Origin of the sequence: Streptomyces sp. NPDC028635 (assembly GCF_040637635.1) — a bacterium.
Taxonomy (GTDB): Bacteria; Actinomycetota; Actinomycetes; order Streptomycetales; family Streptomycetaceae; genus Streptomyces.
The window spans coordinates 17,434-31,023 of sequence record NZ_JBEZWX010000012.1; the positions used below are offsets into that span (position 1 = coordinate 17,434).

9 protein-coding genes are annotated in these 13,590 nt (G+C 72.0%); 5 read left to right on the plus strand and 4 right to left on the minus strand.

Translation table 11 applies throughout. The features are described 5' to 3' along the window. The first annotated feature begins 24 nt into the window (after positions 1 to 24). The 4 genes from AB0E88_RS15495 to AB0E88_RS15510 all read left to right on the plus strand — a co-directional run bounded on the left by AB0E88_RS15495 (position 25) and on the right by AB0E88_RS15510 (position 4,793). The gene (locus AB0E88_RS15495) at positions 25 to 1,857 is read left to right on the plus strand and encodes a VWA domain-containing protein (RefSeq protein WP_361629979.1); all 1,833 of its coding nucleotides are present in this window, start codon (positions 25 to 27) and stop codon (positions 1,855 to 1,857) included. A gap of 107 nt (positions 1,858 to 1,964) precedes the next feature. After that, a complete protein-coding gene (gene metG / locus AB0E88_RS15500) occupies positions 1,965 to 3,581 on the plus strand; it encodes a methionine--tRNA ligase (RefSeq protein ID WP_361629982.1) in 1,617 nt (538 codons plus the stop codon). A gap of 114 nt (positions 3,582 to 3,695) precedes the next feature. Next, the gene (locus AB0E88_RS15505; RefSeq protein WP_361629985.1) at positions 3,696 to 4,385 is read left to right on the plus strand and encodes a hypothetical protein; all 690 of its coding nucleotides are present in this window, start codon (positions 3,696 to 3,698) and stop codon (positions 4,383 to 4,385) included. A gap of 42 nt (positions 4,386 to 4,427) precedes the next feature. Further along, complete coding sequence (locus AB0E88_RS15510) at positions 4,428 to 4,793, plus strand: PH domain-containing protein (protein WP_361629988.1); 366 nt, start codon at positions 4,428 to 4,430, stop codon at positions 4,791 to 4,793. Positions 4,794 to 4,918: 125 nt separating this feature from the next. Here AB0E88_RS15510 and aspS read toward each other — a convergent pair whose 3' ends face one another. Further along, a complete protein-coding gene (aspS, locus tag AB0E88_RS15515) occupies positions 4,919 to 6,682 on the minus strand; it encodes an aspartate--tRNA ligase (protein WP_361629991.1) in 1,764 nt (587 codons plus the stop codon). A 243-nt stretch (positions 6,683 to 6,925) separates the two neighbouring features. On the opposite strand from aspS, the gene AB0E88_RS15520 reads away from it, so the two are divergent. Continuing rightward, positions 6,926 to 9,178, plus strand: a complete 2,253-nt coding sequence (locus AB0E88_RS15520) for a SpoIIE family protein phosphatase (RefSeq protein WP_361629994.1) — start codon at positions 6,926 to 6,928, stop codon at positions 9,176 to 9,178. Positions 9,179 to 9,256: 78 nt separating this feature from the next. Here AB0E88_RS15520 and AB0E88_RS15525 read toward each other — a convergent pair whose 3' ends face one another. The 3 genes from AB0E88_RS15525 to AB0E88_RS15535 all read right to left on the minus strand — a co-directional run bounded on the left by AB0E88_RS15525 (position 9,257) and on the right by AB0E88_RS15535 (position 13,173). Then, on the minus strand, positions 9,257 to 10,837 hold the full coding sequence (locus AB0E88_RS15525) for an MFS transporter (RefSeq protein ID WP_361630429.1): 1,581 nt from the start codon (positions 10,835 to 10,837) through the stop codon (positions 9,257 to 9,259). A 173-nt stretch (positions 10,838 to 11,010) separates the two neighbouring features. Beyond that, a complete protein-coding gene (locus AB0E88_RS15530; protein WP_361629997.1) occupies positions 11,011 to 12,054 on the minus strand; it encodes an AI-2E family transporter in 1,044 nt (347 codons plus the stop codon). Between the two features lie 141 nt (positions 12,055 to 12,195). Next, on the minus strand, positions 12,196 to 13,173 hold the full coding sequence (locus AB0E88_RS15535) for a pirin family protein (RefSeq protein WP_361630000.1): 978 nt from the start codon (positions 13,171 to 13,173) through the stop codon (positions 12,196 to 12,198). Positions 13,174 to 13,590: the final 417 nt, after the last annotated feature.

Sequence of the window (13,590 nt, forward strand, 5' to 3'; positions counted from 1 at the left end):
CAACTCACGCGAAGGGTTGCGCACATGGGCATTCTCACTCTCCTGCGGAACGCGTTCGGCCGATCACGCAAGGGACGCACGGCCGAGGCAGAGAGTGCGGAACCGACGGCGGAGCACCAGGTGACGGCGGCGGAGAAGCCGTCGGAGCCGGTGGAGCCGACCGCGGCCGAGGCGACCCCGGCGGCGGTGCCCGCACAGCCGCCGACGCCCACGGCACCGGCGACCCCGGACGCCGCTCCCCGCATCCCGGAACCCCGCCCGGAACTCCGCGATACCCACGACCTGGTGGCAGCAGCCTTCGACCACGTCACGGTCCCCAACCCGTCCCGCCCGACCGACCCGAACGCATCCACCCCGGAGCCCCCCGAGCCGGCCCCGACCGCCCAGACGCAGGAGAAGCCGGAGCCGGCGGAGCCGGAAGCGGAGTCGGCGAAGCCGGAGGCGGAGTCGGCGGAGCCTGAGGTGGCCACGGCGCAGCCGGAGGCGGAGTCGGCGGAGCCTGAGGTGGCCACGGCGCAGCCGGAGGCGGCGGAGTCGCAGACTGCGAAGCCGGAGGCGGGAGAGCCGGAGGCGGGAGAGCCGGAGGCGGGAGAGCCGGAGGCGGGAGAGCCGGAGGCGGGAGAGCCGGAGACGGCGACGGCGGAACAGGAGCCGGAGCCCGAGGCCGAGGCCGAGGCGACCAAGCCCGAGGCGGGCACGGCGCAGCCGGAGGCAGAGGCGACCGAGGAGAAGCCCCAGGCCACAGCCACAGCCACAGCCCCGGAGCCCACGCAGGACGCAGAGCCGGAGTCGGCGAAGCCGGAGGCAGAGGCGACCAAGCCCGAGCCGGAGGCAGAAGAGGCGGCGAAGCCGGAGCCGGAGGCAGAGGCGGAGCCGACTGCCGTGGCGCCGGCGTCCGTAGAGGTGGCCGCGGAGGCGCAGCCCGAGGCCGCCGCCCCGGAAGCGAGCACCGACCAGGCGCAGCCCGAGGCCGCGGAGGATCAGTCCGCCCCGGCCACCCCCGAGGCGACGGCGTCCGAGGACGAGCCGGCGGAGCCGGCTGCCGCCCCGGAGCCCGCGGCCGCCGACGGCGCGGACGCCCCGCAGGGGCCACCCGCACCCGACAACGAATCCCGCACGGGTGGTGCGGGTGGGAACGACACGGCCGAAGGCGAAGCCGAGGCCGAGGCCGAGGCCGAGCAGCCGGCCGACACCCCGGGCATCCCGCTCACCCGCCTCAAGGCCACCGCCCCCGCCCTGGCCACCGCCTACAAGGCCGCCACCGCCGCCCTCAAGAAGCAGAACCTCACCGGCGCCCGCGCCAAGGTCTACCTCGTCCTCGACCGCTCCGCGAGCATGCGCCCGTACTACAAGGACGGGTCCGCCCAGGCCCTCGCCGAGCAGACCCTCGCCCTCGCCGCGCACCTCGACCCCGAGGCCACGGTCCCGGTCGTCCTCTTCTCCACGGAGGTGGACGGCACCGGCGAGCTCACCCTCACCGACCACGAGAACAAGATCGACGAGCTGCACGCCGGCCTCGGCCGCATGGGCCGCACCAGCTACCACGCCGCTGTCCAGCAGGTGATCGACCTGCACCAGAAGTCGCAGGACCCCACCGCCCCCGCCCTCGTCGTCTTCCAGACCGACGGCGCCCCGGACGCGAAGACCCCCGCGACCCAGTCCCTCACGGACGCGGCGCAGAACCACCCCGCCCTCTTCTTCTCCTTCGTCGCCTTCGGTGAGCACGACAACAAGGCGTTCGACTACCTCCGCAAGCTGAAGACGGACAACACGTCCTTCTTCCACGCCGGCCCCGCCCCCCGCGAGCTCACCGACAAGGAGCTCTACGAAGGCGTACTGGCGGCCTGGCGGCCGTAAGCCCGCCGCAGGGACCCCGCACACGGGGGGGTGGACGCCGGACCACGGCCGTCCACCCCCCGAAACGCGTGTGAGTCGATCTTCACGCGCCCAGTAGGATTTCGACCATGGCGGCCACTGGATCCGAGAAGCAGGCGGGGAAGGCGTACTACGTCTCCACGCCCATCTACTACGTCAACGACGCTCCTCACCTGGGCCACGCCTACACGACCGTTGCAGGGGACGTGCTCACGCGCTGGCACCGTCAGCGCGGCGAGAAGGTGTGGTACCTCACCGGCACGGACGAGCACGGTCAGAAGATCATGCGCACGGCCGACGCCAACGGCGTCACCCCCCAGGAATGGTGCGACAAGCTCGTCACCGAGGCCTGGAAGCCTCTCTGGGAGCACCTGGAGATCGCGAACGACGACTTCATCCGCACCACGCAGAAGCGGCACACCGACCGCGTCCAGGAGTTCGTGCAGGACCTGTACGACAAGGACGAGATCTACAAGGGCGGCTACGAGGGCCCGTACTGCGTGGGCTGCGAGGAGTACAAGCTCCCCGGCGAGCTGCTCGACGGCGAGGGCGAGTACGCGGGTCAGAAGCTCTGCCCGATCCACAAGAAGCCGGTGGAGATCCTCAGCGAGGAGAACTACTTCTTCAAGCTGAGCGAGTACACCGACAAGCTCCTCGCCCACTACGAGGCGAACCCCGACTTCATCCAGCCCGAGTCCGCGCGCAACGAGGTGCTGAACTTCGTCCGCCAGGGCCTGCAGGACCTGTCGATCTCCCGCTCGACGTTCGACTGGGGCATCCCGATCCCCTGGGACGCCAAGCACGTCATCTACGTCTGGGTCGACGCGCTGCTGAACTACGCCACGGCGGTCGGCTACAACGAGAACCCGGAGAAGTTCGAGGCGACCTTCCCGGCCGACGTGCACCTCGTCGGCAAGGACATCCTCCGCTTCCACGCGGTGATCTGGCCCGCCATGCTGATGGCGCAGGGCCTGCCGCTGCCGAAGAAGATCGCCGCGAACGGCTGGCTGATGGTCGGCGGCGAGAAGATGTCGAAGTCGAACCTGACCGGCATCAAGCCGCAGGACCTCACCTCGCACTTCGGCGTGGACGCCTACCGCTGGTACTTCCTGCGCGCGATCGCGTTCGGCCAGGACGGCTCCTTCTCCTGGGAGGACTTCTCCGCCCGGTACACCTCCGAGCTGGCCAACGACTACGGCAACCTCGCCTCCCGGGTGGCGGCCATGGTCGGCAAGTACTTCGGCGGCACGCTGCCCGAGGCCACGGCCGACGGGGACGCCGAGAAGGCGATCCACGACGGGCTGGCCAAGGCGGTCGCCGAGGCGGACCGCCGCATCGGCGAGGAGCTGGACTTCCAGGGCGGCATCCTGGCGGTCTTCGACTTCGTCAAGCAGGTCAACGGCTACATCACCGAGCAGGAGCCCTGGAAGGTCGCCAAGGACGACTCTCCGGAGGGCCGGGCCCGGCTGGCGACGATCCTCTACACGGCCGCCGAGGCGCTGCGCGCGGTGGCGGTGCTGCTGAACCCGGTCATGCCGGAGACCTCGCAGAAGCTGTGGGACTCGCTGGGCGCGGAGCCCGTCCTGGGCGCGCTGGCCGAGCAGCGGGTGCAGGAGGCCGCCGACTGGGGCCGCCTGCCCGCCGGCGCCACGGTCACCAAGGGCGCGGTCCTCTTCCCGCGCCTGGAGGAGAAGCCCACCGCGTGACGCCGTAGGACGCACGGACCGCCCCCGAGGAGCCCCGCTCCCGGGGGCGGTCCGCTGTCCGCATCGGCGCGCCCGGCACCGCCCCGGCCCGGTGTCTGACAGCATGGGGCTTTCGTGAACCTCTCCGCGCCCCACCACCGTCTCCTCGAGGATGTCGTCACCGCCGGCACCCCGCACGGGCTGGTCCTGGCCGGCGGATACGCCCTTCAGGCGCACGGTCTGCTGACCCGCCCGCACGCCGACGTCGACCTCGCGACGCAGAGCCCCGACCCGATGGACCGGATCGCGGGTGACGTCCGCACCGCCCTGGAGGCGCGCGGCCGTCAGGTGCGTACCGTCTCCGTGACCCCGCTGACGGCGCAGCTCACCGTCACCGATCCGCCGACGGGCGAGGAATGTGCCCTGGCCCTGCACAAAGAGGCGTTCTGGCATCCGCCGGTGCTCAGCGAGGCCGGTCCCGCGCTGTCCCTGGAGGACGCGGTCGGCACCAAGATCCGGGCCCTGTACGACCGGGGCGCCGCCGTGGACCTGATCGACGCGCGGGCCGCCGCAGCCCGCTTCGGCTTCCCCGACCTGGAGGAGCTGGGCCGCCGCCATGCCCACGACCCCTTCGACCTGCCCACCCTCCAGTCCCGTCTCACCGGCACCGACTGGTACCCGGACAGCGCCTTCACGGCGTACGGCCTGCCGGCGGAGGAGATCGCCGCGCTGCGCGCCTGGGCCCAGCAGTGGTCCGACGACATCGCCGAACGCCTCCTGGAGGACGGTGCCTCACCCGATGACGCCGGCGACCCGGACGGGTAGATTGCGCAAGATCGCTGTCACGTTCATCCGGGGGGGAACCACATGGCACTGTTCGGCAACGCGCACACCATCGACTCGGGCGAGGCGCAGCAGGAGTACGCCCGGCTGCTCGGCCAGGGCGAGCAGGTGCACGCCGCGTATCTGCTGATCCGCGACACCATCCTGTTCACCGACCGGCGGCTGATCCTGATCGACAAGCAGGGCATCACCGGCAAGAAGGTGGAGTACCACTCCGTCCCCTACCGCAGCATCACGCACTTCGCGGTGGAGACCGCCGGCACCTTCGACCTGGACGCCGAGCTGAAGATCTGGGTGTCCGGCACGGCCGCCCCGATCGAGAAGACGTTCACCAAGGGCGTCGACATCTACGAGGTCCAGGCGATCCTGACGCAGTTCGTCGCCAAGTGACACCCGCCCGGTGACACCTTCCTGGTGACACCCGCCCGGTGACACCTCCCTGGTGACACCTGCCTGGTGACACCGAAGGCGCCCGGGGCCGACGAGGTCCCGGGCGCCTTCGCGTGCGTGGCCGACTACTTCGGCTGCGGCTTGACCACCGACAGGTGCAGCTCCTTCAGGCGGGCCGCCTCCAGCTCGGTCGGCGCGCCCATCATCAGGTCCTGGGCGTTGCCGTTGAGCGGGAAGGCGATGGTCTCGCGGATGTTCGGCTCGTCCGCGAGCAGCATGACGATGCGGTCCACGCCGGGGGCGATGCCGCCGTGCGGCGGGGCGCCGAAGCGGAACGCGCGGAGCATGCCGGCGAACTTCTCCTCGACGGTCTCGCGGTCGTAGCCCGCGATCTCGAACGCCTTGAGCATGATCTCCGGCTCGTGGTTGCGGATCGCGCCGGAGGACAGCTCGACGCCGTTGCAGACGATGTCGTACTGCCAGCCCAGGATGTCCAGCGGGTCCTGGGTCTCAAGGGCCTCCAGGCCGCCCTGCGGCATGGAGAACGGGTTGTGCGAGAAGTCGATCGCGCCCGTGTCCTCGTCCTTCTCGTACATCGGGAAGTCGACGATCCAGCAGAAGCGGAAGACGTTCTCCTCGAACTGGCCGGCGCGCTTGGCGGCCTCGACGCGTACCGCGCCCATGATCTTTGAGACCTCGTCGAACTCGCCCGCGCCGAAGAAGACGGCGTGGCCGGCCTCCAGGCCGAGACGCTCGGTGAGGACCTTGACGTTCTCCTCGGTGAGGAACTTCGCGATCGGGCCGGACAGCTGGCCGTCCTCGCCGACGCGGACCCAGGCCAGGCCCTTGGCGCCCTGCGACACCGCGAAGTCGCCGAGCTGGTCGAAGAACTTGCGCGGCTGGTCCTGGACCGCCGGTACGGGCAGCGCGCGCACGTGCTTGCCGGCGAACGCCTTGAACTCGCTGTTCTCGAAGACGTCCGTGAGGTCGACCAGCTCCAGCTTGGCGCGCAGGTCGGGCTTGTCCGAGCCGTACTTCAGCATCGCCTCGCGGAAGGGGATGCGGGGGAACGGCGATGTGACATGACGGCCGCCGCCGAACTCCTCGAACAGCTCGGTCATCAGCTTCTCGACGGGCTGGAAGACGTCCTCCTGCTCGACGAAGGACATCTCGATGTCGAGCTGGTAGAACTCGCCGGGCGAGCGGTCGGCGCGCGCGTCCTCGTCGCGGAAGCAGGGCGCGATCTGGAAGTAGCGGTCGAAGCCGGAGATCATCAGCAGCTGCTTGAACTGCTGCGGCGCCTGCGGCAGGGCGTAGAACTTGCCCGGGTTCAGGCGGGAAGGCACGACGAAGTCACGGGCGCCCTCGGGGGAGGTCGCGGACAGGATCGGCGTCGCCATCTCGTTGAAGCCCAGCGCCGTCATCTTGTGGCGGATCGCGGAGATCACGGCCGTGCGCAGCATGATGTTCTTGTGCATGCGCTCGCGGCGCAGGTCGAGGAAGCGGTACTCCAGGCGCCGCTCCTCGTTGACGCCGTCCTCGGCGTTGATCGTGAAGGGCAGCGGCTGCGCCGCGCCGAGCAGCTCGACCTCGGCGACCTCCACCTCGATCTCACCGGTGGGCAGCTCGGGGTTCACGTTCTCGGTTCCACGTGAAACAACGCGGCCGTCGACACGGACCGTGGACTCCTTGGAGATGGAGTCCAGCGCCTCGTACGCGGGCGTGCCGGGGCGGGCGACCAGCTGCGTGATGCCGTAGTGGTCGCGCAGATCGATGAAGAGGATGCCGCCCAGGTCGCGCCGATTGTGCAGCCAGCCACTCAGCCGGACGTCGGTGCCGACGTCAGAGGCGCGGAGCTCGCCGCAGGTGTGGGACCTGTACCGATGCATCGTCGTTCATCCAGTCTTCGCGGATCGGGTATCTCCGGGGCCCGGTGCCCGGACTTTTCAAGGGTACCGGCCGCCCCGCGATCGCCTCCCCACCCTTACCGCCCGGGCAGCCTCACAGGCTGCCGCACAGGCCGTCGTGCAGGCCGCCGTGCCGGCCACGCGGGCCGCCGTGCGGAGCCGCCGGCCCGCTGCGCCCACCTGCTTCGGTGGCATGATGCGAACAGATCTTCTTAAAGTGGGGCAATGCGTACTGGTGAGCCCCTGCCCGACGTGGAGGAGGTCCTCGCCGCCCTCGCGACCGGCCTGTGGCACTGGGACACCGCAGCCGGGCAGGTCACCGTGGACGCGGAGGCGGCGCGGCTGCTCGGGCTGCCCGCCGAACCGGCCGTGCTCACCGAGGCCCAGGTTCGCGCCCGGCTGCACCCCGTCGACTGGAACGAGATCACCGGCGTCATCCAGCTGGCGGTCGCCGAGGGCACCCTCGCCGAGGTGCGCATCCGGATCATGGACGAGACGGGCCGCGTCCTGCGCGTGGTGCGCTCGCGCTCCAAGCCGGCCTTCGACCGGGAGAAGAAGGCGTACGAACTGATCGGCACCCTCCAGGAGGTCACCGAGCCCGCGCCGGGCACTCCGGCGGGCCGCAGCGCGGTGACCGGCGACTGGCGGCGCTCCCGGGAGGCGTTCCTGCTGGACGCGGGCCGCGCGCTGGCCGAGGCCCGCTCCACGGCCGAGGTGCTGCGGGTGGCCGCGGGCCTGTCGATGCCGGGGTTCTCGCCGGACGGGCTCGCGGTGTTCGGCGCCGAGGCCGACCGGCTGACCATCATCGGCCACCACGGGCAGCAGCAGGGCGACGAGGGCCCCTTCGCCCAGATGGCGCTGAGCACGGACTATCCGGCCGCCGAGGTGGTGCGCACCGGCCGCGCGGTCTACCTGTCCTCGCCGGAGGAGTACAAGGCGCGCTACCCGCTCACCTGGCCACTCGCCCAGCGCTTCAACCGGCAGTCGTGGGCCTTCCTGCCGCTGACGGTCTCCGGTCGCACGATGGGCGCCTGGATGGCCGCCTTCACCTACCCGGTCGCCTTCACGCCCGACGAGCGGTCCGTGCTGACGACGGTGGCACGGATGCTCGCCCAGGCCCTGTCCCGGGCCGGCGCGGCCGAGACCGAGCGGGAGCTGACCGACGGACTGCAACGCTCGATGCTGCCGGTACTGGGCCCGAAGATCCCCGGCATGAGCATCGCCGCCCGGTACGTCCCGACCGGCGGCGGACTCCAGGTCGGCGGCGACTGGTACGACATGATCCCCCTGCCGGGCAACCGGTTCGCCCTGGTCATCGGCGACGTCCAGGGCCACGACGTACGGGCGGCCGGGCTGATGGGCCAGCTGCGCACGGCCCTGCGTGCCTACGCCGCCGAGGGCCACCGCCCCGACGCGGTCCTCTCCCGCGCCTCCCGCTTCTTCCACGGCATCACCCACACCGACGACCCCGGCGAGCTGCGCTTCGCGACCTGCCTGTACGTCGAGGTCGACCCGGCGTCCGGGGTCGTGCTCTCCGCGCGGGCCGGGCATCTGGACCCGGCGGTCCGCATGCCCGACGGAACGGTGCTGCACCGGCCCACGGCCGGCGGCCTGCCCCTCGGCATCGACCCGGACAGCGACTACCCGACCACCCGGCTCACCCTGATGCCCGGCGAGACGCTGCTGCTGTGCACCGACGGCCTGATCGAGACCGGCGGCCACGACCTGGACTCCGGCTGGGCACGGGTCCGCACGATCATGGAGACCCACGAAGGGAACCTCGACGCCCTCGCCGACGCCCTGGTCCAGGCGGTCCACGGCCCTTCCTCCCATCACACGACCGGCCCGCTCACCGACCGCCGCGAGGACGACATAGCCCTGGTGCTGCTCGGCCGGCACACGGCGGGCGAGGGCGGCTCCGCCGCCGCACGGACGCCGGTGCGGCGCTCGGTGCTGACCGTCGCGCAGGCCGAACCCGAGCGGGTCGCCACGGCCCGGCAGCAGCTGCGCGAACTGCTGCACGACTGGCCCTCCCCGGACCAGGTCGACTCCGCCGTCCTGCTGGTCTCCGAGATGCTCACCAACGTCCTCGTGCACACCGACGCCGACGCGCTGCTCGTCGCCGAGGTCGGCGGCCCACCGGGCGAGCGCCGCATCCGGGTGGAGGTCACCGACACCAGCGACGACCTGCCCCACCGCCGCCGGCCCGGCGAGCTGGCCTCCTCCGGGCGCGGCCTGGTCCTGATGGAACTGCTCGCCGACGACTGGGGCGTGGCCCCGCGCGGCGAAGGCAAGAGCATCTGGTGCGAGCTGGGCGAGAAGAACGGGGACGGCTTCGAGCGGGGCGAGAAGGCGGGAAACGGCTTCGAGCCGGACGAGACGAGCGAGGACGGTTTCGAGCGGGGTGAGACGAGCCGGGACGGCGAGGGCCGCCTCGACGAGCACCTCGACGGCCTGGAGAGCGGCCTGGAGAGCTAGGCGCACTCCGACGTCCACCCCGGAGCCGGACGTGGCTGTCGGGGCCTGGAGGAGCGGGACGCGGCCGGCTGGACGCGGCTACGGGGCGCGCTGACCGGACGGCCGCTGCTCGGTGCCGGCGGCGCCGGTCTCGCGGTGCCCCCGTTCCTGGTCGTCCTGGTCGCTCTCCGGGCCGACGCGGCCGCCCGGATGGCGCAGGGCGCAGAGGTAGCCGATGCCGAGGGCGATCGCCATGCCGTAGAAGACCCACTGGTTGGCCTCGGCGAAGTCGCCCCGGATCGCGGACATCGCGCCGCGCATGGTCGAGGCGAGCGGGCCGCCGCCGGTGGGACTGGTGGCGTCCGGGTTGCCGGTGACCGCCTCGGCCACGTCCCCGGCCGCCGAGCGCGCCGCGTCCGCCGGCATCCCGCGCCCGCGCAGGGTGTCCGTGACGTGGTCGGTCATCGCGTGGGTGAGCAGGGTGCCGTACACGGCCAGGCCGATGCTCGCGGCGAAGTTGCGCACGGTCTGCGTGACGCCGGTGACCTCGCCGTACGAGGCGCCGATCGCGCGGTTGACGGCGTCCGTGGAGGCCGGCGCGAGGATGAAGCCGATGCCGGCGCCCGCGAGCGCGGCGTAGGGCCACTGGTCGTGCATGGACAGGTCGGTCAGCTTCCCGGCCCACAGCGCGAACCCGACCGCACCGACCACACAGCCCGCCTTCATCGCGGGGCGCGCCCCCCGTTTGTCCAGGATCCGCCCGCCCCACTGGGAGGCGAGGGCGAAGCCGGCGAAGAAGTACAGCAGGTACAGCGCGGCCTGGTTGGGGGAGGCGCTGAGCGAGATCTGGGCGTAGACCGAGGCGAAGAAGAACAGCGGGACGAACGCCAGCATCGCGAAGAACAGCACCAGCACGTCGACGGTGAACGCCCGGTCGCGGAACACCGCGAGGTTGACCAGCGGGTGCCGCACGCCCAGCTCGTAGCGGCAGAAGACGCCGAGGACGGCGAGGCCGCCCACGATGCAGCCCCAGGTCGCCGCGGAGTCCCAGCCCCAGGTCGCCGCCTGCTGGAAGCCGAGGACGCTCAGGCCCATGCCGACGGCGATCAGGACCGCGCCGGGCACGTCGAGCGGCTCGTCGCGGCGGTGGGCGGGCACACGGGCGAGCGCGGTGAGGGCGAGCGCCACGATCGCGACGGGCACGTTGACCCAGAAGATCGCCCGCCAGGTCCAGTCCGTCAGCCAGCCGCCCAGCAGCGGGCCGATGGCGGTCAGGGCACCGGTGAGGCCGAAGAAGAGGGCGAGGGCGCGGCCCCTGCGTTCCACCGGGAACACCGCCACGACCACCGCGAGCGCCGCCGGGAACAGCAGCGCGGCGCCGAAGCCCTGGGTGGCCCGGAAGACCACGAGCCAGGTCAGCGGGGAACCGCCGGTGGGCACACAGCCGCACAGCACCGAGGAGACGACGAAGACCAGGGAGCCGGCGACGACGACGCGGCGCGGCCCGAACAGGTCGGCGAGGCGGCCGCCGAGCGCGAAGAACGCCGCGAGGGCGAGCAGGTAGGCGTTGACCACCCACTGCATGCCGGAGCTGGTCAGATGGAGTTCGGAGACGATGTCGGGGGCGGCGATCGACACGATCGTCTGGTCGATGAAGGTCATCGCCACGGCGCACATCATGGCCGCGAGGGCCAGCGGCTGCGAGGTCGCGCGTCCGGCGCCGACCGCGCCCCGGTTCCGTCTCGTGCGCGTTCCGCTCACCCGATCAGTCTGCGCCGACGCACCTCAGGCCGCATCCGCACCCGCACCCCCGTGGGCCTCACGCCCGCATCCGCACCCGCGCCTCCCGGGCCTCACGCCGCATCGGCGGGTTCGCCGCCGCGTTCCCTCAGTTCCTGTACGACGCCGAAGGCGGCCGCGGTGAGCGGTACGGCGAGCAGCATGCCGAGGATGCCGGCCACGGACGCACCCGCGGTGATCGCGAGCATGACGGTCGCCGGATGCATCTGCACGGTCCGGCTCTGGATCGCCGGTTGCAGCACATGCCCCTCCAGCACCTGCACGGCGAGCACCACCCCGAGCGCCCACAGCGCGATCACGAACCCGCGGTCGGCGAGCGCGACGAGCACGGCGACCGCACCGGAGATGAACGCGCCGAGATACGGGATGTACGCCCCGACGAACACCAGCGCGCCCAGTCCCACGGCGCCGGGCACGTGCAGGATCAGCAGGCCGACGGTGATGCACAGGGCGTCGATCAGGGCGATGAGGGTGGTGCCGCGCATGAAGCCCTCCACGGCCCGGTAGGCCCGCCGGGCCACCGCCTCCAGGGTGTCGGCGCCGCCGCGCGGAGCCAGTGCCCGCACCATGCCGGCGGCCTTGTCGGAGTCGCGCAGGAAGAAGAAGACGAGCAGCAGGGCGAGGACGGCCATGGCGATGGACTCGCCGACCACGCTGACCCCGCTGATGACGTTGTGCGCGGCGGTCCCGCCGAACTTGCCGAGCAGCCGGCGGCCGTTGGAGGCGAGGTCGTCCAGCGAGGTGCCGGCCGCCCCGAAGTGGTCGGCGACGCCCCGGGCCGCGTCCTTGAGGGAGGAGACGATCTGGTCGCCGGTGTCGATCAGCGCGGCCACCACGATGTACACCGCGCCACCGACCACGGCGACGACGGCGACACAGGTGAGACCGGCGGCCATCGACCGGTTGACGTGCGCCTTCACCAGCCACCGGTGCAGCGGCCGGAGCAGCGCGGTGCCGAGAAGCGCCAGCAGCACCGGGGTCACGGCCGTCCGCAGCTCCGAGCACAGCCGTACGCCGACCCAGCCGACGCCCGCGACGAGCAGGGCGAGCGCGCACCACGCGGCGAGACGGCGGGCGGAGTCGGGGAGCAGCTGCACCCCTTCAGCGCACCACGCGCCGGGCGGGCTGTCCCGTCGGGACGGCCCGCCCGGGTGACAGGGCGTCAGACAGCCGAGGTGCCAGGCGTCGAGCCCCTGGCTCACGGGGCGTCAGGCATCACCGCCCGGGCTCACGGGGTGTCAGCCCTGCGGACCTTCCTCCGTCATGCCGTGCACGGCCGGGACGGTGCCCAGGCGGCCCTTCTGGAAGTCCTCGAAGGCCTGCATGAGTTCGTCCTTGGTGTTCATCACGAACGGGCCGTAGTGGGCCATGGGCTCGCGGATCGGCTGCCCGCCGAGCAGCACGACCTCCAGGTCCGGCGTGTGCCCGTCCTGCTTGTCGTCCGCGCGGACGGTCAGCGAGGACCCGGCGCCGAACACGGCGGTCTGCCCCATGTGGATCGGGCGCCGCTCGGCGCCCACGCTGCCGCGTCCGGCCAGCACGTACGCCAGGCCGTTGAACTCCTGCCGCCAGGGCAGGGTGATCTCGGCGCCCGGCGCGAGCGTGGCGTGGACCATGGTGATCGGCGTGTGCGTGATGCCGGGACCGGCGTGCCCGTCCAGCTCACCGGCGATGACACGCAGCAGCGCGCCGCCGTCGGGCGAGGTGAGCAGCTGGACGGAGCCCGCGCGGATGTCCTGGTAGCGCGGCGCCATCATCTTGTCCTTGGCCGGGAGGTTCACCCACAGCTGCAGGCCGTGGAAGAGGCCGCCCGAGACGACCAGGTGCTCCGGCGGCGCCTCGATGTGCAGCAGACCGGAGCCGGCCGTCATCCACTGGGTGTCGCCGTTGGTGATGGTGCCGCCACCGCCCTGGGAGTCCTGGTGGTCGAAGATCCCGTCGATGATGTAGGTGACGGTCTCGAAGCCGCGGTGGGGGTGCCAGGGGGTGCCCTTGGGCTCGCCCGGCGCGTACTCCACCTCACCCATCTGGTCCATCATGATGAACGGGTCGAGGTGGCGGTAGTTGATCCCGGCGAACGCCCGGCGCACCGGGAAGCCCTCGCCCTCGAATCCGGCCGGCGCGGTGGTGACCGCGAGCACGGGCCGCGCCACGGCATCGGCGGGAGCGGTCACGCGGGGGAGCATCAGCGGGTTCTCGACGGTCACTGCAGGCATGGTCGGTACCTCCTTGGTACGCCCACTTTAGTTGAGCGTTGAACTTCCTGCCACTCGGAACCACAAAACTCCGGAACTCATTCCCGACTACGGACTCCCGCCGCCCCGGGACCCACGGTCACGGCACACCCCCAGCCCGCCATCCCGAACGCCGCCCCCCTCCGGCCGACGGACAGCCACCGCGGGACGACTCCGGCCCGGCGAAGGCGTACACGACAAGGACAGCCGAGGGCCACCCGCCGGACCACGGGACGGCAGCGGCGGCGGCAGCGCGGTAGGCCGACCCTTACGCTCCTACGCCCCGCGCGGCCGCGCCCCGGCGTGATCAAGGTGCGGCACACGACGGCCCCGCCCGCTCCGGACACCGACGAGCGAGCCGACACGGGCGCGCCCGCCTCCACACCCCCGGCGCCACAC